This is a genomic window from Hymenobacter busanensis, from assembly GCF_008727865.1.
Classification (GTDB): Bacteria; Bacteroidota; Bacteroidia; order Cytophagales; family Hymenobacteraceae; genus Solirubrum; species Solirubrum busanense.
Genome location: NZ_VTWU01000004.1, coordinates 528,766 through 553,089 on the forward strand (window position 1 = coordinate 528,766; position 24,324 = coordinate 553,089).

The 24,324-nt window shown below is 61.3% G+C and carries 22 protein-coding genes; 12 read left to right on the forward strand and 10 right to left on the reverse strand.

Features of this window, described 5'->3' with window-relative positions; translation table 11 throughout:
- Nucleotides 1–3: 3 nt before the first annotated feature.
- The 5 genes from F0P96_RS13295 to F0P96_RS13315 all read right to left on the reverse strand — a co-directional run bounded on the left by F0P96_RS13295 (nucleotide 4) and on the right by F0P96_RS13315 (nucleotide 6,686).
- Nucleotides 4–2,343: a GAF domain-containing protein gene (locus F0P96_RS13295; RefSeq protein WP_151079383.1), complete on the reverse strand. Its 2,340-nt coding sequence runs from the start codon at nucleotides 2,341–2,343 to the stop codon at nucleotides 4–6.
- Between the two features lie 73 nt (nucleotides 2,344–2,416).
- Nucleotides 2,417–3,007, reverse strand: a complete 591-nt coding sequence (locus F0P96_RS13300; RefSeq protein WP_151079384.1) for a hypothetical protein — start codon at nucleotides 3,005–3,007, stop codon at nucleotides 2,417–2,419.
- A gap of 146 nt (nucleotides 3,008–3,153) precedes the next feature.
- Nucleotides 3,154–4,119 carry a T9SS type A sorting domain-containing protein gene (locus F0P96_RS13305; RefSeq protein WP_151079385.1) on the reverse strand — a complete coding sequence of 322 codons (966 nt, stop codon included), beginning with the start codon at nucleotides 4,117–4,119 and terminating at the stop codon, nucleotides 3,154–3,156.
- 198 nt (nucleotides 4,120–4,317) lie between these two features.
- Nucleotides 4,318–5,019, reverse strand: a complete 702-nt coding sequence (locus tag F0P96_RS13310; RefSeq protein ID WP_151079386.1) for a hypothetical protein — start codon at nucleotides 5,017–5,019, stop codon at nucleotides 4,318–4,320.
- A gap of 245 nt (nucleotides 5,020–5,264) precedes the next feature.
- On the reverse strand, nucleotides 5,265–6,686 hold the full coding sequence (locus F0P96_RS13315; RefSeq protein WP_151079387.1) for a dicarboxylate/amino acid:cation symporter: 1,422 nt from the start codon (nucleotides 6,684–6,686) through the stop codon (nucleotides 5,265–5,267).
- A 152-nt stretch (nucleotides 6,687–6,838) separates the two neighbouring features.
- On the opposite strand from F0P96_RS13315, the gene F0P96_RS13320 reads away from it, so the two are divergent.
- A complete protein-coding gene (locus tag F0P96_RS13320) occupies nucleotides 6,839–7,873 on the forward strand; it encodes a dipeptide epimerase (protein ID WP_151079388.1) in 1,035 nt (344 codons plus the stop codon).
- Nucleotides 7,874–8,015: 142 nt separating this feature from the next.
- Here F0P96_RS13320 and F0P96_RS13325 read toward each other — a convergent pair whose 3' ends face one another.
- On the reverse strand, nucleotides 8,016–8,612 hold the full coding sequence (locus F0P96_RS13325; RefSeq protein ID WP_151079389.1) for a DUF6799 domain-containing protein: 597 nt from the start codon (nucleotides 8,610–8,612) through the stop codon (nucleotides 8,016–8,018).
- 141 nt (nucleotides 8,613–8,753) lie between these two features.
- Between F0P96_RS13325 and F0P96_RS13330 the strand changes: the two genes are divergently transcribed.
- Nucleotides 8,754–9,206 carry a MarR family winged helix-turn-helix transcriptional regulator gene (locus tag F0P96_RS13330; protein ID WP_338074395.1) on the forward strand — a complete coding sequence of 151 codons (453 nt, stop codon included), beginning with the start codon at nucleotides 8,754–8,756 and terminating at the stop codon, nucleotides 9,204–9,206.
- A 49-nt stretch (nucleotides 9,207–9,255) separates the two neighbouring features.
- Nucleotides 9,256–9,906 carry a YceI family protein gene (locus F0P96_RS13335; RefSeq protein ID WP_151079390.1) on the forward strand — a complete coding sequence of 217 codons (651 nt, stop codon included), beginning with the start codon at nucleotides 9,256–9,258 and terminating at the stop codon, nucleotides 9,904–9,906.
- A gap of 78 nt (nucleotides 9,907–9,984) precedes the next feature.
- Here the strand turns inward: F0P96_RS13335 and F0P96_RS13340 are convergent, their stop codons facing one another.
- Both F0P96_RS13340 and F0P96_RS13345 read right to left on the reverse strand, forming a co-directional pair.
- Nucleotides 9,985–10,536 (reverse strand): hypothetical protein, encoded by a 552-nt coding sequence (locus F0P96_RS13340; protein ID WP_151079391.1) that lies wholly within the window; start codon nucleotides 10,534–10,536, stop codon nucleotides 9,985–9,987.
- Nucleotides 10,537–10,684: 148 nt separating this feature from the next.
- Complete coding sequence (locus tag F0P96_RS13345) at nucleotides 10,685–12,901, reverse strand: S9 family peptidase (protein WP_151079392.1); 2,217 nt, start codon at nucleotides 12,899–12,901, stop codon at nucleotides 10,685–10,687.
- A gap of 189 nt (nucleotides 12,902–13,090) precedes the next feature.
- Between F0P96_RS13345 and F0P96_RS13350 the strand changes: the two genes are divergently transcribed.
- The 8 genes from F0P96_RS13350 (at nucleotide 13,091) to F0P96_RS13385 (ending at nucleotide 21,687) form a co-directional block, all read left to right on the forward strand.
- On the forward strand, nucleotides 13,091–13,372 hold the full coding sequence (locus tag F0P96_RS13350; protein WP_151079393.1) for an ATP-dependent Clp protease adaptor ClpS: 282 nt from the start codon (nucleotides 13,091–13,093) through the stop codon (nucleotides 13,370–13,372).
- Nucleotides 13,373–13,490: 118 nt separating this feature from the next.
- On the forward strand, nucleotides 13,491–14,105 hold the full coding sequence (gene recR / locus F0P96_RS13355) for a recombination mediator RecR (protein WP_151079394.1): 615 nt from the start codon (nucleotides 13,491–13,493) through the stop codon (nucleotides 14,103–14,105).
- 176 nt (nucleotides 14,106–14,281) lie between these two features.
- Nucleotides 14,282–15,730, forward strand: coding sequence for an aspartate ammonia-lyase (gene aspA / locus F0P96_RS13360; protein WP_151079395.1), 1,449 nt, complete (start codon nucleotides 14,282–14,284; stop codon nucleotides 15,728–15,730).
- A 187-nt stretch (nucleotides 15,731–15,917) separates the two neighbouring features.
- Nucleotides 15,918–17,900, forward strand: a complete 1,983-nt coding sequence (locus F0P96_RS13365; protein ID WP_151079396.1) for a glycosyltransferase family 2 protein — start codon at nucleotides 15,918–15,920, stop codon at nucleotides 17,898–17,900.
- Between the two features lie 17 nt (nucleotides 17,901–17,917).
- Entirely contained in the window at nucleotides 17,918–18,544 is a 627-nt protein-coding gene (locus tag F0P96_RS13370) for a hypothetical protein (protein WP_151079397.1), read from the forward strand.
- A gap of 160 nt (nucleotides 18,545–18,704) precedes the next feature.
- The gene (locus F0P96_RS13375) at nucleotides 18,705–19,925 is read left to right on the forward strand and encodes a pyridoxal phosphate-dependent aminotransferase (RefSeq protein WP_151079398.1); all 1,221 of its coding nucleotides are present in this window, start codon (nucleotides 18,705–18,707) and stop codon (nucleotides 19,923–19,925) included.
- A 176-nt stretch (nucleotides 19,926–20,101) separates the two neighbouring features.
- Nucleotides 20,102–20,641 (forward strand): YfiT family bacillithiol transferase, encoded by a 540-nt coding sequence (locus F0P96_RS13380; RefSeq protein WP_151079399.1) that lies wholly within the window; start codon nucleotides 20,102–20,104, stop codon nucleotides 20,639–20,641.
- A gap of 38 nt (nucleotides 20,642–20,679) precedes the next feature.
- The gene (locus F0P96_RS13385) at nucleotides 20,680–21,687 is read left to right on the forward strand and encodes a bifunctional heptose 7-phosphate kinase/heptose 1-phosphate adenyltransferase (RefSeq protein ID WP_151079400.1); all 1,008 of its coding nucleotides are present in this window, start codon (nucleotides 20,680–20,682) and stop codon (nucleotides 21,685–21,687) included.
- Between the two features lie 126 nt (nucleotides 21,688–21,813).
- Here F0P96_RS13385 and hemE read toward each other — a convergent pair whose 3' ends face one another.
- Both hemE and F0P96_RS13395 read right to left on the reverse strand, forming a co-directional pair.
- Nucleotides 21,814–22,860: a uroporphyrinogen decarboxylase gene (gene hemE, locus F0P96_RS13390; protein WP_151079401.1), complete on the reverse strand. Its 1,047-nt coding sequence runs from the start codon at nucleotides 22,858–22,860 to the stop codon at nucleotides 21,814–21,816.
- A 66-nt stretch (nucleotides 22,861–22,926) separates the two neighbouring features.
- On the reverse strand, nucleotides 22,927–23,553 hold the full coding sequence (locus tag F0P96_RS13395) for a MarC family protein (RefSeq protein ID WP_151079402.1): 627 nt from the start codon (nucleotides 23,551–23,553) through the stop codon (nucleotides 22,927–22,929).
- A 138-nt stretch (nucleotides 23,554–23,691) separates the two neighbouring features.
- Between F0P96_RS13395 and purE the strand changes: the two genes are divergently transcribed.
- Complete coding sequence (gene purE, locus F0P96_RS13400; protein WP_151079403.1) at nucleotides 23,692–24,240, forward strand: 5-(carboxyamino)imidazole ribonucleotide mutase; 549 nt, start codon at nucleotides 23,692–23,694, stop codon at nucleotides 24,238–24,240.
- The last annotated feature ends 84 nt before the right edge of the window (nucleotides 24,241–24,324 follow it).

Consider the following 24,324-nt stretch of genomic DNA (forward strand, 5'->3'; position numbering starts at 1 on the left):
CCGCTACTCCTCCATTTTCACCTTCACGCGCAGCGCCAGCAGGCCTTTGGCGCCTTGCAGTTCGTCCAGCTCCAGCTCTTCCACCTCGGGCTCCAGCAAGTGGCGGTCCTGCAGGTAATCGATGTATTCGTGGTATTCGGCGGCTTCCCGGGGCTGCGAGTACACCAGGGCAATGTGGCCGGGCTGCGTCAGCCGCTCACCGGTGCCCAGCACCACGGCTTTGTCGATACGCTTCTTGATGATTTCGTAGCGGATGTTGTAGGCGCCGTCCACGTCGAACTGGCCTTCGTCGGCGCGGAAACGGATGCTGAGCGACTGGCTGTGAATGAGCAGCAGCTGCGTAATATCGAGCGGGAGGGGCAGGGTGGGCTTGAGGCGGTGGGTGAGGCGGGCCACCTCGCAGCTCACCAGCAGCTGCCACAGGCGCAGGTTCTTCAGGAAAATCAGGTCGAAGGGCTTGTCGTGCACCAGCGAGGCGCCCACGTACACGTTGTATTCCACGCCGTCGGTTTTGAAGCGCTGGAAGTAGTGCGGGTACATCTGCTGGGCCTTGCGGTCCTCTTCGTCCAGAAAGTCACTCACGGCGTCGTTGAGGCGGGTGATGCTTTCTTCAAAGGCCTTGCGTCGCTTGTACAGAATGCCCAGCTCGGGGTCGATGTTGTTCCAGTACTCGGCAATGACGGCCCGCAACTCGGGCGTGTGCTGAGCCAGGTACTGAAACAGCGGTTCCACCTCGTTTTTCAGCGACTCGAAGATGCTCACCTCGTCGCCCGACAAAATGCCCTGCTTCAGCCGCCGCAGGTTTTTGGTGACGTAAAACTTCAGCTCGTCGAGAATGGGCAGGGCCTGAAACTCGGTGGCTTTCTTGAGCACGCGGTTGGCCAGGGTGAGGTGCTCAATCAGGTCGCCCTGGATGGCTTCGTTGCGGGCCGTGCTGGAGCCGCGCACATCGGCCGAGCCGAAGAGCGGGTACACGTCGTGGAACACGATGGGCTCGATTTCGGCGCTCTTGTTGCCCTCGTCAATCTTTTCCAGCAGGCTCAGGGCGGCGTCGGTAAAGCGCCACTCCAGAGCCGGGTGAATGGCTGTGAATTTTTCCTTGATAACGGCCTGCACGCGGGTTTGTAGCTCTTCGGCATTGCGCTTCACGGCCACGGCAAACAGCGGCTGGAAGGCCGTTACCTTGTCGAGGTCGAACTGGGTCAGGTCGCCGGCGTTGGGCGAGCCGATTTCCAGCAAGCCCACAGCGTCGTCGCCGTAGGGCAGCAGGGCCAAGATGACCGAGCGGATGCCGATGCTGAGCAGCTGCTCGCGCAAATCACTCGGAATGTCGGCTTCCTGCACGTCTTCGAGCACCAGCGGGCGGCGCTCCTGCAAGAGCTGCTGGTAGATGCGCCGGAAGCCCGAGGTGGCGTGCTGGCGCTGCAGCTGCTTCATCAGAAACGAGTGGTTGATGCGCCGGCCGAAGTCCACGAAGGCCTTTTTCTTGTCGTCGTAGGCCGCAATGCCCAGCTGCAGGGCCGGCCGGCCAAAGAGCACCCGCATCTTTTCCTGGATCTGCTCGAGGCGGTCGGCGGCTTGCAGCACGTCGCGCTCCAGCAGGTCGTACTTCAGCTCGGAAAGGATTTCCTGATTGGTAACGTCGGTGAGTTGGAGCAGGTTGAAGCCTTCGAGAGAAAAGTTTTCGGGCGGCAGCAGCTCCCGCCACAGCTGCTGGTTGCGCGGGTTGCGGGCCAACTGCTCCAGCTGGTCGGGCGTGAGTTCGGGCCGCTGGCCCACCACGTGCACGTCGAGAAACGAGGAGTTGAACACCACCGAATAGTGGCGGTACAGGCCCATGTTGTAGTCGGGCACGGTGAAAATGATGGTGCCGGTGCCCGGCAGGGTCATGCCGTAGAGCTTTTCCAGAATCAGGAAATACACCATCTGCACCATGTAGTGCTCCATGCTAGCCGAGTCGATATTGAGCGGCTGCTTCACGCGGCGGTCGGTGCTGAGCAGCACCTCGGCAAAACGCGGGGTGTGGTAGAAACTGAAGCGCTGAAAAGGCGGCACCGCCCCAATGATGTCGGTAGAAAACGAGGCGGGCGGAAACACCGCCACCATCAGCGAAGCTACGAGCGTGGCGTGCTTCTCCAGGATTTGCGGGTCGGTTTGGAGGCCGCGCAGCTCGGGGTGCTTTTCCACTTCGCGCATGATGCCGCGGGCCAGCAGCGCCAGCCCGGGGTTGGGGTCGTCGATGCGGGCCTGCCACCAAGCAATGAGCGGCTCGAAGCTGAGGGTGGTTTGAAATACGGAAGCCACCGACTCGGGAGCCGGCGGGGGAGTGACGGGGTTGGGCATAAATGGAAAGGAGGCGGCGCTTGACCTGCACAACTATACGCAGCAGCAGGCGGGCCGGACGTACCGGCCGGCCCTACCGGCGGCGCAACTCCACTTCCACCGGCTCGTCCTGGCTCGTGGGGTCGTGGGCATCTACCCGCTGGCGGTTCACCAGCAACGATTTCGTGGTGTTTTGGTAGCAGGTACAGCAGCCGTCGGAGTCGAGCTTGCCTTGCAATTCGATGCCGCTGATGGTGTCGCGCTGCACCGGGCGCAGGCGCTGCCGGCCGGGCAGCAGCAGGGCGTAGCGGTAGGCGCTGAGCTTGCGCCCGGAGCGCACCGCAAACGGCGTGGCGTTGTCGATGATGACGGGCGTAGCGGCGGCCGTGGCGCGGGGCCGCACCAGGCGCACGGTGTCGTTGCCGGCCGTGGTGGCGTCGTCGGGGTGCACGTAGCGCACCACCACCACGGTATCTACCTCGGCGGCGCGAAACCCGGTGCCGGTGCCCGTGGTGTCGGTGCTGTAGCGGAAGAACAGCGCGTCGTCGCGTTCGTCCTGACAGTCGCAGGAAACGGCGCCGCAGCAACCGGCCAGCACCCCCGCACTCAGCAACAACGACAGCACAACAAACAAGCGGGGCACGGCAGGCAGAATTTTCAGGTGACAGAGAAAAAAGCGCGGCATCGGTCAGGCTGTAATGGGTGGGCCCGGCTGCCGCGCTAAAAGTACGCCGCAAGCAATTGGCACAACGCCTTACCAGCCATACGCAGAAAGCCAAACGGCCGGCTCCCGCAAAGGAGCCGGCCGCTGCCAGTAACGCGCCAGGCGTGTTATTCTTTCACGAAGCGCCGGGTTTCGTTCAGCCCTTTGCCCGTGATTTTGTAGTAGTAGGTACCGCGGGGCAGGTCCGAGAGGTTCACGTCGAGCGACTGAGCGCCCTTGTCGAGCTTGCCGTCCTGCAGGGTGCGCAGGGTGATGCCTTTCTCGTTCAGCAGCTCTACTTTCACGGTGCCTTCTTTCTTCACCTCATACTCCAGGCGTTGGGTGGCCGAAGCCGGATTGGGGTAGAGGGCAGCACGGCCACCGCTGGCGCCGGAGGCCTCGGCTTTGGCCGGTGCGTTGGGGTCCATTAGCAGAAAGCGGGTCGGCGCAAAGTACTTATGCATGCTGCCGTGGCCGCCGTGGTGCTTGCCGCCGAAGCCGGCTTTGCCTGCTTTATTCTGGTGCTGCTGCATTTTCTGCTGCTGCTCGGGCGTGGCGTTTTTCAGCACAATGGCTTTCATATCGGCGGCCCACTTCTCGCGCTGGGGCTGCACTTCGGCGGCCAGCTGCTGAATGTTGGTGCTGTATTTCTGAGCCAGTTGGGCCACGTTCAGCATCACGGCGTGCTGCTCCGAGCGGAATTGCTGCTGCTGCTGCTGCTGGGCTTCGGTCAGCTCGGGGCGCTGGCCCGGTTGGCCCTTGGCGGTGCCTTCGGGACGCAGGCTCTGGCGAAACGCGTGGCTTTTCTCGCGCACGGCTTTCAGTTGGGCGCGGTAGCCCGCAAGCTGGGTTTTGTCAGCGGCCGAGAGTTGGGCGTCGAGTTTCTGGCGCTGCTGGCGCACCACGGGCATCACGTTTTGCTGCGTGTAGTCGCGCAGCTCTTTGCTAGCCGGGTGGCCCTTGCTGTGCAGCCCGTTGGAGTGGCCGAACGCCACTTTATCGTGGCTTTGAAGCGCCTGTGCATTGACGGCTGCCGAGGCGGGCAGCAGCGAAAAAGAAAGCGCCAGGGCTTTCAGCCAGGGAGTGGTTTTCATGTTTATGTAAGGGCAGAAGGGTGAGAGGTTTCTGCTCTCATAGATGCAGGTGCGTGGCCGGAGTTTAATCGAAAAAAGAAAAAACCGCTCCGACTCAGCGCGAAGCGGTTTTACGAATTGCGAATCAGGTTACAGAACGCTCCAGTGAGGCCGACTTGAGGCCGTTACGGTAAGTAAAGGCAACAACCTCGGCGCGAGTTACTTCCCGGTGGTTTCGGCTTTCACGGTCACCGGTTCCGGGTTCTGGCTTCCGTTTTCGGGCGTGTCGGCAGCTTCCAAGGTGCCGTGGTTGATGGGACCCGCGGTGAGCAGCGCCGAACGTAGACGGGCAGCATCGAGGTCCAGTTGCGGCTTGATTTGGGCAAGAGCCACGCGCAGGGCTTCGAGGTCGGCGAGGCGCGGGGCCTGCGTCTGCGAATAGCCGTGGTACATGGCCACTTTAATGCGCGACTTGCCCACACCCGAATAGGTAGCCAGGGTTTCGCCCTGGGCACTGAGAATTTGCAGCTCGGCTTTTATATCGGTCTGGTACCACTCCAGCGGCAACCCGAGCAATGATGGGGTCATGAGCGTGGCCAGTTGAAAAGCTTGCAAAGCCCGCCCCACGCGGTTGGTAGCAGCTTCGGTAACCACCAATTTGGCGTAGCCAAAACGGGCCGTGTCTTCGGGGTCGGTCAGGTTCATGCGCACTTCCCGCTCAAACAGTTTCTGCGGATCTTCGGGCCAAGCCCCGGCGGAGTTGGCCAGCGGTCCGTTGTCTACCGTCAATTCCAACGAGGGCAGCCGGGTAGATAAGGCCGATATCGACGGTTGAAACAACACTTTGTCAGCAGATTTGCATCCAACCAAGAAGATCAGACACAGTGAGGTAACCAGCAAGGTGCGGTAGAGTGCAGGCATGGCAAAAACCAGAAATTGTGGAAGTAGAATTACCAGGATAGCACCAAATCAGGAGGGCCGCCGAGTATGCTGCAATTATAACTTTATTATTATTAAATATAAATATTATTTAAAATATTTTTTCAGAGGCAGTGCGAATACCTACACCTGTTCGGTGTAGTAGCCTCACTCATTCGCAAACAAAAAAAGCCGGCCACGACAAGCGTGACCGGCCAGTATAACGATGCCGCGAGAAGCTGAACGGTTTAGCTGTGCATTTCAGCCGGCGCAATGTCGGACTGTACCTCGGTTTCCAGCACGTTCTCGCCGTGGTAGTTGTCCACAAACTCGCCTTCCCAGCGGGCCACCACCACGGTAGCCAAGCAGTTGCCCAGTACGTTTACGGCGGTGCGCGCCATATCCATCAGCGCATCGATACCCAGAATGATGAATACCGGCCACGAAGGCAGGTTGAACGAAGCCACCGTGGCCAGCAAGATGACGAGGGAAGCGCGCGGTACCCCAGCTACGCCCTTGCTGGTGAGCATCAAGGTGAATACCATTACCAACTGCTGCCCGATGGTAAGGTCGATGCCGGCGGCCTGGGCCACAAACACGGCCGCCAACGAGAGGTACAGCGTGGTGCCATCGAGGTTGAACGAGTAGCCCGTGGGCATCACGAAAGCTACCACGCGGCGCGGTACGCCGATGCTTTCCATGGCTTCCATGGCCCGCGGCAAGGCCGCTTCCGACGACGTAGTGGCAAAGGCAATGCTCACCGGCTCGGCAATGGCCTGCACAAACCGCTTGATGGGCACGCGGGCAATGAGGGCCATCGGCAGCAGCACCAGCAGCACAAAGGCAATGAGGGCCGCGTAGAGCGTGAGCAGCAGCTGAAAGGCATTCAGCAGGGGCGCAAAGCCCATTTTGCCTACGGTGTAGGCAATGGCGCCGCCCACGCCCAGCGGCGCGAAAAACATGACCACGTTGGTGAACTTGAACATCACCTCCGACAAGCTTTCCGACCACTCCAGCATGGGGCGGCGGTGTTTGCCGGGCACCATTGCCAAGCCGATGGCGAAGATGATGGCAAATACCACCACTTGCAGCACTTGCCCCTCCGATACCGATTTGGCAATGTTTTCGGGGAAGATGTGCAGGATAATATCCGAGGTGGTTTGCTCTACGGTCTGCAGTTTGTCGGCTGCGGCGTCGGTGGGCACTTGCTTGATGCCGGCGCCGGCGCGGGTGAGGTTGATGGCCGCCAGCCCAATGAACAGCGCAAACGTGGTTACTATTTCGAAGTACACGAGGGCTTTTACGCCCATGCGGCCCACTTTCTTGAGGTCGGCGTGGCCGGCAATGCCCACCACCAGCGTGGCAAATACCAGCGGCGCAATGATGGTTTTGACGAGGCGCAGGAATACGTCGCTCAGTACCTTAAACTTCTGGGCCGTTTCGGGGAAATCGGCACCCACTTCGGCGCCCACCAGCATGCTCACCACAATCCAAAAGGTGAGCGAGCGGCGCTGCGAGGCCCACACCACCATGGCTGCCAAGGCAATCCAGCGGGCCGCCAGAGGCACCGCTGCCGGCACGGCCAACACGCCGTAATGGGATAAAGCAGTAAGCAAAGCGGCCAGCAACAGCAGGCCCAGCGCCGGCACGGCCACGCGGGTCAACTTCATAACGAGAGTATTGGGTCGTTTTCTGCCGGCCACAAGGCGGCGGAACTAAGCAAAGATAGGCGTTTGGCCGGCAGCCAAAGGGGGCCCAAACCGTAAAGGCGGTGGCGATTCGCCGCCGAATCCTTAATTATGGTTTCCGAACCGAGTTCCTCATGCTACACTGGTCCATCGAACCGCGCGAGTTGCCGCTGCGCTTCACCTGGAAAATCTCGCGCAACGCCTCCGATGCCAAGACCAACCTCTTTGTGCGCGTAGCCGATGCCAGCGGCCGGCCTGCGGGCTGGGGTGAGGCCGCGCCCAACGTGCGCTACGGCGAGTCGCCGGCCTTGCTGCTCCAGCAGTTTGCCGCGCTGCAGCCCGATTTGGCGCGGGTGCAAAGCCTGCCGGAACTCACGCAAGTGCTAGATGCAGCCGCACCGGCGCATGCTTTGCGGTTCGCGCTGGAGTCGGCCTACGTGCACCGCGAGGCGCTACGGCGGGGGCAGTCGGTGCCGCAACTGTTGGGCGTGTCCGCGCCAGCTGCTAGCGTGCCCACCGCTTTCACGCTGCCCATTATGGAGCCGGCTGCCGTACCGGCCTTTGTGCAGCAGCACGGCCTGGCGCGGTTTGCTCTCATCAAAATAAAGGTCAATCAGGAGGGCGGGGCCGACCTTTTGCGCGCTTTCACCCGCGAGCTGCCCGGCCACCCGCTGCTGGTCGATGGCAACGAGGCCTGGCGCGACGCCGACGGCCTGCTGCGCTTTGTTGAAGAAGCCCAAACCATTGCCGGCCTGAATGTGCAGCTGCTCGAACAGCCGTTGCCTGCCGCCTGCGCCGATGATTACCGCTACCTGCACGGGCGCACGCCCTGGCCGCTCATTGCCGACGAATCGGTAACCGACACGGCCGATTTCGCGGCCATTGCGCAGCAGTTTCACATGGTGAACATGAAGCTGATGAAGGCCGGCGGCTACCTCAACGGCGTGCGGCTGCTGCGTGAGGCGCAGGCCCACGGCCTGCGCACCATGGTCGGCTGCATGGTCGAAACCTCGTTGGGTATCTGGTCGGCGCTGCAAGTTAGTGCCCTGTGCGAAGTCTGCGACTTAGACGGCCTGCTCATTGTGCGCGACGAGCCCTTTGGTGTAGTGCAGGAAGCCGCTGGAGAGCTGGCGCCACAGGCTGCCGTGCCGGAGCTATTGGGGTTATAAGGATGCGCTTGATAAAAAGTTGTCATCCTGAGCGTAGCGAAGGACCTTCTCACGCCAGAACGACCATCGTAATGACGATTCGTTCAGCGGTGAGAAGGTCCTTCGCTCTGCTCAGGATGACAGAGGATTAGAATGGCTGCGGCTACTTGACGGCGCGCAGCTGCTCGTCCAAAGAGCGAATCTGACCGTCGAGCTGGCTGGTGTCGGGAGCTTTGGAGTTGCCCTGGCTCAGCAACGAAATCTTCTGGTTGAGCAGCTGAATTTTCTGGGCCATGAGGTCCACGCGGCGGTTCATGTCGGCGAGGCGGGCGTCGAGGTTGCCGGTGGGCGCCGCGCCGCGCTCTACGTATTCGCCAAACTTGGCGTCGGCGGGGGCCGAGGTGCCGCGGGCTTCGGCGGCGCTTTGCGGCGTGGCGAAGATGATGCCGCCGTCGGCCTTCACGTAGTCGCCTTCCTTCAACGTAGTGATTTTGCCGTTGGACAGCTCCACAATGCCGCTTTTCACGTTGATTTTGGTGCCGTTGGGCAAGCGCACATTTTGGTTGAGGCCGGTGGTCTGGCCGTCACGTCGGCGCACCACCGCGCCGTTCTGCATCACAAACTGGTCGCCGTTTTGCAAATCGATGCGCGCCTCGGTGGTGCTGGATTTGGGGGCGGGTTTGCTGGTGCTTTGGGCCTGCACGGCCGGGGCGGCCAGCAGCGCGGCCGAAAGCAGCAGGAGGGAAGTCAGCTGGTTCATGACGGGCGAATGGTCTGGTTTATGCACCGTGCATACGGTAATTCGCCCGGCTCGGCTATTTGTTGGCACAAAAGCAAAAAAGCGGGAACCAATGTTGTTACATTAAATGTATGTACATATATTTGCAGCGTCATCCAGCATATGATGAAGATAGAAGACGAAATTCAGCAGCCCACTTTCAAAAGCTCGCACCAGAAAGCCCTCATCAATTTGGTGTTTACGGCCAACTGGCTGGGCTTGCGGCAGGCCTGTGCCTTCCGTCCCTTCGGCATCACGCTCCCGCAGTTTAACGTGTTGCGCATTTTGCGCGGCCAGCACCCCAAGCCGGCCACCGTCAACCTGCTTATCGAGCGGATGCTGGACAAAACCAGCAACGCCTCGCGCATTGTCGACAAGCTCGAAGCCAAGGCGTTGGTAACGCGCACCACCTGCCCCAGCAACCGCCGCGCCGTGGATATCCGCATCACCGAAGCCGGGCTGGAACTGCTCCGCCGCCTCGACGTGGAAGTGGATTCGGAGCGCGGCCCGTTGCAAAACCTGACACCCGACGAAGCGGCGCAGCTTAGCGCCCTGCTCGATAAAATCCGCGACTAACGGCCATCCGGCCCTTTTCTCTTTGCCTTTTTTGTTCCCTTACCATACCATGAAAAAGTTCATCCTTCCGCTGCTCGTAGTTGGCGCCATGTTCGCCGCTCCCGTTGCAAACGCCCAAAAAGTGGGTGAAAAACAAGTGAAAGCCGCCAAAGGCGGTGCCGCGGCCTACGCCGTGCAGCCCCAGTTGAGCACCCTCGGCTGGGTGGGTAAAAAAGTAGGTGGCCAGCACAACGGCACCATTTCCGTGAAAGACGGCGCGGTGCAAGTGAAAGGCAACCAGATTGTGGGCGGCACGTTCGCCTTCGACATGAACTCCATTAAAGTGGCCGACCTGACCGATCCGGAGTGGAACGGCAAGCTGGTAGGGCACCTGAAGAACGACGACTTCTTCGCGGTGGATAAGAACCCGACGGCCACCTTCGTCATTACCAGCATCAAGCCGCTGAAAGGCGACGCCAACGGCAACAACGCCCAGATCAGCGGCAACCTGAGCATCAAAGGCAAGACCAACCCGGTAACCTTCCCCGCCAAAGTAGGCGTGAAAGACGGCGTAGCTTCGGCCTCGGGCGTGGCTACTGTGGACCGCACCAAGTACGACGTGAAGTACGGCTCGACCCTCTTCGGCGCTGCCGCCGACAAGGCCATCGAAGACAACTTCACGCTGAGCTTCAACGTCATTGCCAAGCAGCAAGCCAACTAATTGCGGCACCTGTTTGCTACAAAAAAGCCTCGTCGGTAATTCCGGCGGGGCTTTTTTATGTGGCGTGGGCAAACGCGCTTAACTGGGCAATTCCAGCTCGGTAGGCAGCGGGTAACGCAGCTGCCGGTGTTTCTCGTGGCGGCGCAGCGTGTCCAGAATGTCGTCGAATTCGGGCTTGTACTCCAGCCACAGGTCTTCGTGAAGCTTCGGAATGAGCTTGGCCGTGCGCAGCAACAGCCGCACGGTGGACACATAGAAGGCGTACACAAAGCCCTCAAAATACTGTGGGTATTCGTCGAGTACGAGGCGCAGGGTGTACATGTTCAGATCGACTTCGAGGCGCTTGTCTTTGGTGATGCGCTTGGCGCGGGCTATTTCCTTAGCGGCCTTGCCGAGGGCACGCGACAGGGCGCGGTTCATCACGCGGCCGTTGGCTTTCTGCAGCAGCGCGGCTATGCGTTCGGCGTGCTCGTCGAGCAAAGTACGCAGGTCTACGTCGGGCAGAATCTCGTAGCGCACCAGGTCGTAGAGTTCGGCGTCGCGGCGCACGGCTTTTAGCAACAGGTCTTCCTTCTCTTTGTCGGAAAGCTGCTTGAGGGCGCGTTTGAAGTCGGGAGAAGGGGCGGGCATTGGCAATTATCAATTAGCAGTTGTCAATCATCGGCCGGTATCGTCCCGACGAAGGAAGGACCTTATTAATTACGCGGAAACGAGTCGTGTATACGCGAATCGTTCTGCGGTAATAAGGCCCTTCCTTCGTCGGGACGACAGACCCTGGTTACTGCCCGTTGCTGGCGCCAGCGGGGGCGGCTTCGGGCTTCAGGTACTGGTCGAGGTAGTTGGTGATTTTGGTGTAGAGGTGCACCCGGTCTTTGCCTGCCACGTTGTGCGGGTGGCCGGGGTACACGAAGTAGTCGAGCTGCACGCCGTTGTCGACGGCATTTTTGAGGTAGGTGAGGCTGTGCTGCCACACCACCACGTCGTCGATGGTGCCGTGAATCAAGAGCAGCGGCGTCTTCAGGTTCTGCACGTAGCCTAGCAGGTTGGCCTTCTGGTAGCCCTCGGGGTTTTGCTCGGGCGTGTCCATGTAGCGTTCCGTGTACATCACCTCGTACATGCGCCAGTCGATAACCGGGCCGCCGGCCACGCCTACTTTAAAGGTGCCTTCGGGGGCGCGGGTGAGCAGGGTGGTGGTCATGAACCCGCCGAAGCTCCAGCCGTGTACGCCGATGCGCTGGGCATCCACGTAGGGCAAGGATTTCAAGTACTCGACGCCCTTAAGCTGGTCGGCCATTTCCTGGGTGCCCAACTGGCGGAACGTAGCCTGCTCAAACGGCAGCCCGCGGTTGCCGGAGCCACGCGAATCGACGGTAAACACCACGTAGCCTTTCTCGGCCATCAGCTGCATCCAGAGGTTGCCGCCGCCCAGCCACGAGTCCGTCACGAGCTGCACGTGCGGGCCGCCGTAGACGTACACCACGGCCGGGTATTTCTTGGCCGGGTCGAAGCCCACGGGCGTAATCATGCGGCAGTACAAATCCGTCTGCCCGTCGGCGGCTTTGATGGGAAACAGCTTCATTTGGCCCAAGGCGTAGCCCGCCACGGGGTTGGGCGCGCTGAGCAGTTGTTGCTGGGGTTTGCCGTCTTTGGTGGCCAGCACGCTCACCGTGCGCGGCGTAGTCTGGCTGCTAAACGAGTCGAGCAGATACGTGCCCGAGGGGCTCAGGAAGCCGGCGTGCGTGCCGGCGTTGGGCGAGAGGCGGCGGGGCTTGCCACCATTCAGGCTCACGCTGTAGAACTGCCGCTGAATGGGGCTTTCCTGGTTGCTGAGGAAATACACGGTCTTGCCTTTCGGGTCGAAGCCGGTGACGTCCGTCACCAGCCAGTTACCGCTGGTGAGCTGCTTGAGCAGCTTGCCCGAGGTGTTGTAGAGGTAGAGGTGGTTGTAGCCGCTCCGTTCGCTCTGCCACACAAATTGGTCGGGGTGGCCGGGCACAAACTGCAGCGGGTGCTGCGGCTCCACGTACTCGGCGTCGGTTTCTTCGAACAGGGTTTTCACCAACGCACCCGAGGCGGCGTCGTACTGGCGCAGCCACAGGTGGTTCTGGTCGCGGTTGAGCACGGCCACGTACACCGATTTCTCGTCGGGGCTCCAGGCAATGTTGGTCAGGTACTGCTCCTTCGGCTCGCCGGTTTGCAGAAACACCGTCTGGCCCGAAGCCACGTCGTACACGCCCACCGTCACTTGGTGGCTTTTGTCGCCGGCCATGGGGTATTTGATGGCTTTTTCCTGGGCCGGCACTTCCGTCACGTCCACGATGGGGTAGTCGGTTACCATCGTCTGGTCCATGCGGTAGTAGGCCAGCTTGTTGCCTTTGGGGCTCCAGAACGTGCCTTTCGTGATGCCGAACTCCGAGCGGTGCGCGGCTTGGCCGTTCACAATGGCCGGGTTCGTTTCGGTGGTCACGGCCACGTTTTCCTTACCCGCCGCGCTGATGAACAGGTTCTGCGCCTTGGTATAAGCCACGCGCGTTTTAGTGGGGTCCAGCTCCACGTTTTCGGCGCCGGCGGCGTAGCCAAACAGCTTGGTGGCTTTGCCGTCGAGGGTGGAGTAGCGGAATACTTCGCGGCTGGGCATGGTCACCACGAAGGCATCGGGGCTGGTCCATTGCACCGTGGGAAAGGCGCTGGCCTTCACGGCGGGCGCGCCGGCGGCTTGCAGGGCTTGGCTGAGCGTGGCCAGAGACACAACTTGTTTTACCGAGCCGCCTACCGCGCCGCGCACCAGTTCATCTTGGCCGTTTTCGGTTCGAGCGAAGCTGAATTCGTCCTTCGAGCCGGGAATCCAGGTAAGTTGTTTGAGCGTGGTGGGCTGCAGGCTGCGGTTGAGGTAGGCGTCCTCCATCGAGAGGCGCTTCTGCTGGGCCACCGAGGGCAGACCGGCCAGGGCCAGCAGCAGCACGGGCAGCGCCGCGCGCCGGGAAAAGCTATGCATAAAGCGAGGAAACGGGGTGAAAAAGCAACGGAATGGTCCCCGAAAATTACGCCCAAAATTCCGGACGCGCCGCCCGCACAAAACCCCGCCCGCAGGCAACTATTCGCGTTTGGGAATGGTTATAGACGACCGTGGAAAAGCGGCCCGGGTCGCCCGGTTTTTGTGCCTGACTATCCGTATTTTTACGCCATGAACACCAAGCCCCAGTTTGCGCCCGACGAAGACGTTCTGCTGCTCGAAGAAACCACCGACCTGCGCGATTTGGTCGTGTACAACGACGACGTGAACACCTTCGACCACGTCATCCGTACCCTCATCGACGTGTGCGGCCACGAGCCCGAGCAGGCCGAGCAGTGCACCCTGCTCATCCACTACAAAGGCCAGTGCGCCGTCAAGCTCGGCACCTACGACGAGCTGACCCCGCTCTGCTCCGCCATCCACGACCGCGGCATCTCGGCCGACGTAGTGTAAAGAATGAGGCGAAATGTGAAAATGTGCGGAATGTGGAAATGAATGCTTCGGCTTCAGCCTGCCTCACCTCATTTATCACATTCATTCACATTCTGCACATTTTCCACATTAGCCTTTGATGGAATTTCCCTCCAAACTCATTGAAAACGCAGTCGGCGAGCTGGCCAAGCTGCCGGGCATCGGCCGCAAAACGGCCTTGCGTCTGGCGCTGCACCTGCTAAAGGCCGAAACCGAAACCACCAGCAGCCTGGCCGAAGCCTTGGCCAAGATGCGCTACGACATCCGCTACTGCGCCACCTGCTACAACATTTCCGACACCGAGGAGTGCTCGATTTGCGCCAACCCGCTGCGCGACCGTAGCACCGTGTGCGTGGTGTCCGACATCCGCGACGTTATTGCCATCGAAAACACGGGGCAGTACCAAGGCGTGTACCATGTGCTCGGCGGCGTTATTTCCCCCATCGAAGGCATTGGCCCGGCCGATTTGCACATCGAGCCCCTCGTCGACCGCATGAAAGGGCAGGAGAGCGAAGTGAAGGAAGTCATTCTTGCCATCAGCCCCACGATGGAAGGCGACACCACCGCGTTTTACCTCACGCGTCGCCTGCGCGAGTTTCCCGACGTGCACATCAGCAGCATTGCCCGCGGCATTCCGGTGGGCGGTGAGCTGGAGTACGCCGACGAAATTACCCTCGGCCGCTCCATTGTGGAGCGTCAGCGGCAAAACCGTTAAATGAGCTGTTAGCTAATGGCTATTGGCTGTTGGCTTGGGTTCGAAAGCCAATAGCTAACGACTTCTTCAAAAAGCGCCCCGGCCGAACCGCCGGGGCGCTTTTTGCTTTATTGCGCGGCGTTTCGACCCCAACCTTTCGTTTCCGTAGAAGAAGCCCAACCACACTGTTTCCCTGTATGCAGCCGTCCCCCGTTGCCACGTCTACCCCGTCGGGCACACCGACCACCTCGCGCCTCGAACACGATTTCCTGGGTGAGCGGAGCATTTCCGACCAGTATTACTACGGCATCCAGACGCTGCGGGCGCTCGAAAACTTCACTATCACCGGCATTCCGCTGCGCGCCGAGCCGCTGTTTGTGGAGGCGCTGGCCGACGTGAAAAAAGCCGCCGCCCTGGCCAACCGCGACCTGGGCGTGCTCGACCCCAAACTGGCCGGCTACATTGCCCAGGCCTGCGACCGGGTGGCTACCGGCGAGTTCGACAACCAGTTTCTGACCGACATGATTCAGGGCGGGGCCGGTACGTCGGTGAACATGAACGCCAACGAGGTTATTGCCAACGTGGCCCTGGAGCTGATGGGCCGCCGCAAGGGCGAGTACGACTTTTGCCACCCCAACAACCACGTCAACTGCTCGCAAAGCACCAACGACGCCTATCCCACGGCCTTTCGCATTGCGCTGAACAAGAAGCTGGTGGGTTACCGCGAGTCGCTGGCTATGCTGGCCGATTCCTTTGCCGCCAAAGGCGAGGAGTTTCGGAACGTGCTGAAAATGGGGCGCACGCAGCTGCAGGACGCCGTGCCCATGAGCATGGGCGACGAGTTTCACGCCTTCGCCACCAACCTGCGCGAGGAGCTGCTGCGCATCGACGACAGCCGCAACCTGATTCGCGAAATCAACATGGGCGCCACCGCCATCGGCACGCAGGTAAACGCGCCCGACGGCTACGCCAACCTGGTGACCAAGTACCTGCGCGACATCACCGGCCTCGACCTGCTGCTGGCCGGCGACCTGATTGAAGCCACCTACGACACCGGCGCCTACGTGCAGCTCTCGGGCGTGCTCAAGCGCACGGCCGTGAAGCTCTCCAAGATCTGCAACGACTTGCGCCTGCTTTCCTCGGGCCCGCGCGCCGGCTTGTTCGAAATCAACCTGCCGCCCTTGCAGCCCGGCTCCAGCATCATGCCCGGCAAGGTGAACCCCGTCGTGCCCGAGGTAGTCAACCAGACCGCGTTCTACGTCATCGGTGCCGACCTCACTGTGACCATGGCGGCCGAAGCCGGCCAACTGCAGCTGAACGTGATGGAGCCGGTCATCAGCTTTGCCCTCTTCACCAGCATCAGCTACATGACGCGTGCCTGCCACACGCTGCGCGAAAAGTGCGTGGTGGGCATCACCGCCAACGCCAAGCACGCCGAAGACATGGTGCGCAACAGCATCGGCATCGTCACGCAGCTCAACCCCGTGCTCGGCTACGAAACCACGGCTAGCATTGCCAAAGAGGCGCTGCAAACGGGCAAATCGGTCCACCAGATTGCGGTGGAAGAGCGGAAGCTGCTCACCGAAGCCAAGTGGAACGAGATTTTCACGTTCGAAAACCTGATTCGGCCGCACTTCATTCAGTAGCGTTCAAGCAAACCGCCGAAGTAGTACTACGACTCCAAGTCGTAGTACCACTATCGTTGCTGGCGTTGGGCGGTCCAGGCCACCAGCGTACGAGCACCACTCCGTTGCTGCGGAGGTTGCACAGGCGAAATGGGGTGAGGGTTTCGTTGCGTAACTTTCGCAGCCCCTCGCGCTCCTGATTTTGCCCGTGCCCGCTTCTGCCGTCAAGCTTTCCGTCGTCATCGTCAACTACAACGTCTGCTACTTTCTGGAGCAGACCTTGCTGTCGGTGCGGCGGGCGGTGGAAAAGCTGGGTGCCCCGGCCGAGGTGTGGGTGGTCGACAACAACTCCGTCGACGGCTCGGTGGCGATGGTGCGGGAGCGGTTTCCCGAGGTGCGCCTGATTGCCAACCGCGACAACCCGGGTTTCTCGAAGGCCAACAACCAAGCCATTCGTGAATCGCGAGGCGAGCATGTGCTGCTGCTGAACCCCGATACGGTGGTGGAAGAAGATACCTTCCGCCTGTGCTGCGCGTTTATGGACGCGCACCCCGATTGCGGCGGCCTAGGCGTGAAAATGCTCGACGGCCAGGGCAAGTTTCTGCCCGAGAGCAAGCGCGGGCTGCCCACGCCGTGGGTGGCGTTCTACAAGGTGTTCGGGCTGGCGGCGCTGTTTCCCAAGTCGCGCACCTTCGGCCGCTACCACCTCGGCTTCCTCGACAACGACCAGACCCACGAGATTGAGGTGCTCAGCGGCGCGTTCATGCTCATGCGCCGCGCCGCTTTAAACCAGGTCGGCTTGCTCGACGAAGATTACTTCATGTACGGCGAGGATATCGACCTCTCGTACCGGCTCACCCAGGGCGGCTGGAAAAACTACTACTTCCCCGGCACCCGCATCATTCACTACAAGGGCGAAAGCACCAAGCGCACGAGCGTGAACTACGTGTTCGTGTTCTACCGCGCCATGGTCATTTTCGCCCGCAAGCACTTTGCGCCGCAGCGGGCCGGGTGGTTTGCGCTGCTGATTAACGGCGCCATCTGGTTTCGGGCGGGCGTGGCGGTGGTGCGCCGCTTCTGGGACCAGGCCTGGCCGGTGCTGCTCGATGCGCTCATCATTTTCGCGGGCATGTACTTCCTCAAGCACTATTGGGAAGTCAACCACAAGTTTGTGCGCACGGCCTATCCGCCGCAGTACATGCTGGTGGCGGTGCCGGCCTACATTGCCATTTGGCTGGGCAGCGCCTGGCTCAGCGGCGCCTACGACGACCCGCCCAAAACCGCCCGCCTCGTGCGCGGCGTGGCCGTGGGCACCATCCTCATTTCGGCCGTTTCCAACTTCCTCGACGCCTGGCGCTTCTCCAAGGCGCTCATTGTGCTCGGCGGCGGCTGGGCCATTGTGGCCATGGTGGCGCGGCGCCTGCTCACGCACTTCCTGCGCTACCGCGACCTGAACCTCTCGGAGCGGCGCCAGAAAAACATTGCCATTGTCGGCTCGCCGGCCGAAAGCCGCCGCGTGCGCGCCCTGCTGGAGCAAGCCGCCGTGCAGGCCCGCATCATCGGCTACGTGAGCCCCGGCCCCGTGCCCGCCGGTGAGGCCGACGACCAGCTCGGCGAAGTGCGCCAGCTCGACGAAATCCTGCGCATCTACGCCATCGACGAGCTGATTTTCTGCGGCAAAGACCTCTCTGCCAACCGCATCATTTCGCTGATGGTGGACGAGCAGGAGCGGTTTCCCCACGTAGCCTTCAAAATTCTGCCCGAAGACAGCCAGTACATCATCGGCTCGTCTTCGAAAGATTCGCCCGGCGACTACTACGCCCTCGACATCGAGTTGAACCTCTACAAGCCCCAGCAGCGCCGCAACAAGCGCATTCTGGACGTGCTGCTGAGCCTGGGCCTGCTGGCAGCTGCGCCGCTGCTCATCTGGCCGATCGATAGGAAAGCCGGCTTCTTCGGCAACGCGCTCAACGTGCTATTGGGCCGGCGCACCTGGGTAGGCCTGCGCCACACCACCACGCCCGAGCGCGCCCCTCGTGCTGTGCTGTCGCCCGCCGACCACGTGGCAGCCAACACGCCGCTGACCGAGGCAACGCGCCGCCGCTTGGAAGTGCTCTACGCTAAGGATTACGAGCCGGCCACCGATTTTGCGCTGGTGCTGCGCAACCTGCGCCGGCTGGGGCAGGAGTAATAGATAAAAGAATACTGGTGAAAAAAGAACTGCGTAATATTTTATTGGATGCCCTTGCGGTAGACATGAGTGCGCAAGGCTACGTTCTTAATAAGTCTCGCGCTGAATTTACTAAGCGAAGCTCTGACGGATGGAATAAATTTCAATTGTTATTCTTAGATCGGGCAACACACTGGGAAATAGTACCAGGACTGCTAATTCGCAAAAATCAAGTCGAAGACATATACCACAAGGCTTCATATTACGAGAAGAATTATCAGAAATTCACGCCTACTATTGGTATTTTGGTTGAGAACTATACAGGTACAAGCATTGATAGTCGGCGGGAATTAAGAAAGCCAACTGATGTAGAGCCTTGTATTGGTGAGTTGCTACAACAGTTTAATGCAGTGGCTTTGCCTTTCTATGAGAGGTTTGCTAGTATAAAGGTGCTCGAGTCAGAAATAAACGATCAAAATTCAAGTGGTTCATTGATAACCGGCCCAATTAGAAAAGGTAGTTTGGGGGTTATTCTGGCTTCACTTGTAAATAATCCCGATTACGAGATGTTGAAAGAGAAGTATCGTGAATATTATAATCGTTTCAGTGAAGGATTTTACCTGCGTGAGTATGAGGGTGTATTAAAGGTTTTGGAGAGTAGTTAAAAATGGTGACAAGCTTGAACGAATGTTGAAGGACAAGCTATGAAATATAATTCATGCTTATAGGATGGCGCGTCGGTACTGTGTTGCCTTGGTCCGCCGGCATCTGCGTATTTTTGCAGTCTTTCCCCTCTGTTTCCCCAACCCAGCCCTGTTTCCCCTTATGTCTACCGCTGCCGCGCTTGCCCCGTTGGTTCTTTCCGACCGCATCAATGCCATGCAGGAGTCCCAAACCATTGGCATGGCCAAAAAGGCCCGCGAGCTGGCGGCCCAGGGCATCGACGTTATCAGCCTGAGCTTCGGCGAGCCTGATTTTCAGACTCCGCAGTACATCAAGGACGCCGCCAAGAAGGCCCTCGACGAAGGCTACACTTTCTACACACCCGTGCCCGGCTACCCCGAGCTGCGCCAGGCCATTGCCGACAAGCTCAAGCGCGAAAACCACCTCGACTACAAGCCCGAAAACATTGTGGTGAGCACCGGCGCCAAGCAAGCCCTGGCCAACGCCGTGCTCAGCCTCGTGAACCCCGGCGACGAGGTCATCATTTTTTCGCCCTACTGGGTGAGCTACGAGGAGATGGTACGCCTGGCCGAAGGCGTTACGGTGCGCCTCGTCGGTTCGCTCGAAAACGACTACAAAGTGACGGCCGCGCAGCTGGCCGAGGCCATTACGCCCCGCACCAAACTGGTCATGTACTCGTCGCCGTGCAACCCCACGGGCGCGGTATGGTCGCGGGAGGAACTGGCGGCCATAGCCGAAGTGGTGGCCCAGCACCCGCAGGTATACGTGTTGGCCGACGAGATTTACGAGTACATTAACTTCGTGGGCGAGCATGCCAGCCTGGCCCAGTTTGATGTCGTGAAAGACCAGGTCATCACCGTCAACGGCTTCTCCAAAGGCTACGCCATGACGGGCTGGCGCATCGGTTACCTGGCGGCCCGCAAAGAAATTGCGGCCGCCTGCGAGAAGATGCAAAGCCAGATTACCTCGGCCACGTGCTCCATTACGCAGCGCGCCGGTTTAGCCGCGTTGCAGGGCGGCCGCAGCTCGGCCGACGAAATGGTAACCGCCTACCGCCGCCGCCGCGACCTGGTGCTGGGCATCGTGAAAGACATTCCCGGTCTGAAAACGCCCACGCCCGACGGCGCCTTCTACATCTTCCCCGACGTGTCGGCCTACTTCGGCAAAACCACGCCCAGCGGCGACACCATTCAGAACGCCAACGACCTGGCCATGTACCTGCTCAACGACGGCCACGTGGCAGCCGTCGACGGTGCCGCGTTCGGCGCGCCGCAGTGCCTGCGCTTCAGCACCGCCGCCGCCGACGAGAAGCTCACCGAGGCTTTCCGCCGCATCAAAGTGAGCCTCGCCAAGCTGGTGTAGAAACCTGCTCGTGTTCGAGCACAAGTAGAACGTCATGCTGAGCGCAGCCGAAGCATCTCGCGTGTTTAGCTGGATTGTAAACTCTTCGTTGAACGAGGGAAGACCAGCACGCGAGATGCTTCGCTTACGCTCAGCATGACGCCTGTATAAGCCGTTCTATTCGTTCTTTTGCCGCTATGAACGAGCCCACCGACGAGCACCTGCGCTTTCCCATCGGCCGCGTGCAGCTGCCCGAGCAGCCGCTTTCCGCCGCTGAGCGCGCGGTCTACATTCAGCAGATTGCCGACTTGCCCGCGCAACTCACGGCCGCGGCCCGCGCCGCCGGCGGCGTACAACTGGAACAGCCTTACCGCCCCGGCGGCTGGAACGGCCGGCAGGTAATCCATCACCTGGCCGACATGCACCCGCTGCTCTACGCCCGCTTCCGGCAGGCCCTGACCGAGGACGAACCCACCGTGCCCGTGTTTCAGGAAAGCGCCTGGGCCGAGCTGCCCGACGTAGCCGCCACGCCCGTTACGGTGTCGTTGGCGCTGCTGGAGCAGGTGCACACGCGTTGGGTAGTGTTGATGCACCACCTGAGCGAGGCCCAGTGGCAGCGTCGCTTGTACCATCCGCGGTTGCAGCGCTGGTTCACGCTCGACCAGGCCTTGGTGCAGTACGCCTGGCACGGTCGGCACCACCTCGGGCACATCAAGCTACTCGCAACGGGCAACTGACAATTACCTTTGCAGCCTTTCCTGCTCAGAACCCCGCAATGCCCGCTGCTCCGCCCGCGCCCTCCACGCTGCCCGAACTTTTTGCCGCTTTCAACCGCCTGACCGTGCTCATCGTGGGCGACGTGATGGTGGACGCCTACGTGTGGGGCCGCGCCGCCCGCCTTTCGCCCGAAGCGCCGGTGCCCGTGGTGAACGTGACGCGCACCGAGCAGCGCCTCGGCGGGGCAGCCAACGTGGCCCTCAACATCCAAGCCCTGGGCGCCACGCCGCTGCTGTGCGCCGTCATCGGCACCGATGCCGGCGGCGACCAACTCCTGCACGAGCTGCATCAGCGCCAGCTTTCCGCCGACGGCCTCGTGCGCAGCGACGAGCGGCCGACCACCGTCAAGCAGCGCATTCTGGCCCACGGCCAGCAGCTACTGCGCATCGACTCGGAAGTGGAAACCGACCTGAGCGCCACGGAAGACGCCACGCTGAGCGAGGCCTACGAGCAACTGCTCGACCGCGCCGACGTGGTTATTTTCGAAGACTACGACAAGGGCGTGCTCAATGCCGACCGCATCGGCCGCTTCATTGCGCTGGCGCGGCAAAAGGGCATTCCCACCGTTGTCGACCCCAAAAAGCGCAACTTTCTGGCCTACCGCGGCTGCACGCTCTTCAAGCCCAACCTGAAAGAGCTGCGCGAAGGCCTGAAGCTGGAATTTGCCGACGGCGACAACGCCGGCCTTGAGCACGCCGTGCAGCAGCTGCGCACGCACCTCTCGCCCGACATGGTGCTCGTCACGCTCTCCGAGCGCGGCGTGTTCTGCGACGCCGCTACTGGCCCCATCTACCTGCCCGCTCACGTGCGCGCCATTTCCGACGTATCGGGCGCCGGCGACACCGTTATCAGCATTGCTGCCCTGTGCGTGGCGCTAAATCTGGCCCCGGCCGCAATGGCCGGGCTGGCCAACCTGGGTGGCGGCCTCGTGTGCGAGCAAGTGGGCGTGGTGCCCATCGAGAAACAGCTCCTGCTCGCCGAAGCCGAAGCCGCCGAGGTGCTGTAAGCTGAAAATGCCTGTCATCCTGAGCTAAAAGCGAAGGACTTTCTCCTTGTTGAATGAGTCGTTGTTACGAGCTTCGTTCAGCGGTGAAAAGGTCCTTCGCTCTGCTCAGGATGACAGTTTTGTATGCTAGCCCAAATCCTGGCGCATGCGCAGGCTGTGCTCTTTCACCGTCTCGATGAACACCTTCACGCGGTCGGGGTTGGTGTCGGGGTACACGCCGTGGCCGAGGTTGGCAATGTGGCGCTGCGGGCCGAAGCGCTCCAGCATGGCAACGGTGGCGGCGCGCACCTGCTCGGGCGAACCGTAGAGGGCGCAGGGGTCGAGGTTGCCCTGCAGGGTTTTGTCGCCCACGAGCTGGCGCACGTGGCGCGGGTCTTCGTTCCAGTCGAGGCCGATGGTGCGGCAGGGCATCTGGGCGAAATCCTGGTGGGCGAAGAAGGCGCCTTTGGCAAACACCGTCACGGGGGTATCGGCGGGCATGGCCGCACAGATTTCCTGGATGTAGCGGGCCGAAAACTCGTGGTAGTGCTCGGGGTTCAGAATGCCGGCCCACGAATCAAATACCTGCACCAGGTTGGCGCCGGCCTCGATTTGGGCGCGCAGGTAGGCAATGGTGGTGTCGGTGATTTTGCGCAGCAGGCGGTGGGCCAGCTCGGGGTCCTGAAACAGCATCCGCCGCGCTTTGGAGAAGGTCTTGGAGCCGTGGCCTTCCACCATGTAAGCCAGAATCGTCCAGGGCGCGCCGGCAAACCCGATGAGCGGCACGCGGCCGCCCAGGGCGCGCTTGGTGACGCGGATGGCGTCGAGCACGTAGCCGAGGTGCTCGTGCGGATCGGCCACGCGCAGGCGGTCTACGTCGGCAGCCGACTGCACGGTTTGGGGAAACAGCGGGCCGCGGGCTTCCACCATTTCGTAGGTCAGGCCCATGGCTTCGGGCACCACCAGAATGTCGGAGAAGATGATGGCCGCGTCGACGTCCAGCGCGTCGATGGGCTGGATAGTGACTTCGGCTGCCAGATCGGGCGTTTCCACCAGCTCCTTGAAGCCGCTCAGCTTGGCGCGCAGGGCGCGGTACTCGGGCAGAATGCGGCCGGCCTGGCGCATGAGCCACACGGGCGTCCGTTCGGTTTGTTCGCCGCGCGCGGCGCGGAGCAGGAGGTCGTTTTTGAGCATGGGGAGCGGGCTAGAGGCGGCAAAGGTACAATTGCTGGCTTTGCGGTGCAGCAGGCGCGGTCCGTGCTACTGCGTCAGTCCCGGAAACAGCGCCTTGATGGCCGTGGCCAAGAAATTCACCCCAATGGCAAGCGTGATGAAGCCCATGATGCGCGCCAGCGCCGCCATGCCCGGCCGGCCCAGAAACCGCGTCAACCGCAGCGACGACATCAGAATCAGGTAGGCGGCCAGCGCCACCAGCACGAAGCCCAAAAACGTCATGCCCATGCTCAGGTACGAGGGCCGCTCGGTGAACAGGCCGATGCACACGGCCATGGAGCCGGGGCCCGAGAGCATGGGCATGGCCAGCGGCGTGAAGCTGATGTCGTCTTTGTGCATGCTTTCCTCCAGCGTGGCGTCCGATACTTTGGCGCGGTTGCCGCCCGGCGTGAGCAAATCGAAGGCCGAGCGCATGAGCAGAATGCCGCCCGCAATGCGCAGGTGGTGGATGTTGATGCCGAAGAAGTTGAGAATGTACTGCCCCGCGAAAAACGACACCGCCAGCACGCCCACCATGTAGATGCACGCCCGCAGCGCGGTGGCGGCCCGGCCGCTGGCCGTGTCGTGCTCCGTGAGCGTGAGAAACACCGGCATGGCCCCGAAGGGGTTGACAACGGAGAAGAGTGTGGTGAACGTGGCGAGCAGAATTTCCATGCGCGGGCAAGTGGGGAGCGGCCAAAGGTAGGATTTGGGCGCATACGGAGTGCGCCGAAATTGGCTATGTTTGGCCGCGGCCTCGTATGTAGTCAGGCCGAGGCAGCCGCCCTATTGCGCGGCCGCTCCACCTTCCCTATGACGACCACTCCTCCCGACTCCGCCACCCCGGACCCCGCCGCCACGCCCATTGTGGGCATCATTATGGGCGGCCAATCGGACCTGCGTGTGATGAACGCCGCGGCCGAGATGCTGCGCCAGTTTCAGGTGCCCTACGAACTCACCCTGGTGTCGCCGCACCGCACGCCGCACCGCTTGGTGGAGTACGCCGAATCGGCCCGCAAGCGCGGCCTGCGCGTGCTCATTGCCGGTGGAGGCGGGGCCGCCCACCTGCCGGGCATGGCCGCGGCCTTCACCACCATTCCCGTCATCGGGGTGCCCATCAACGTGCCCACCAGCATCGGCGGGCTCGATTCCATCTTGTCGATGCTGCAAATGCCTACCGGTGTGCCCGTAGCCACGGTAGCCGTGGATGGCGCCGCCAACGCGGCCGTGCTGGCCGTGCAGATGCTGGCCCTCGGCAACGCCCGGCTTGCCGATGCCCTGGAGAAATACCGCGGGGCCCTGCGCGACAAGGTGATGCGCACCGTCGACGAGCTGCGCAAGGGCGGCCTCGACGACATATAGCCGCCCGGGAATTATGGGGAGGGTACAATTGGGAGGTTGGCATTCAGCCGTTTCAGCCGCTGATTGCAACCAACTCGGCAAGGA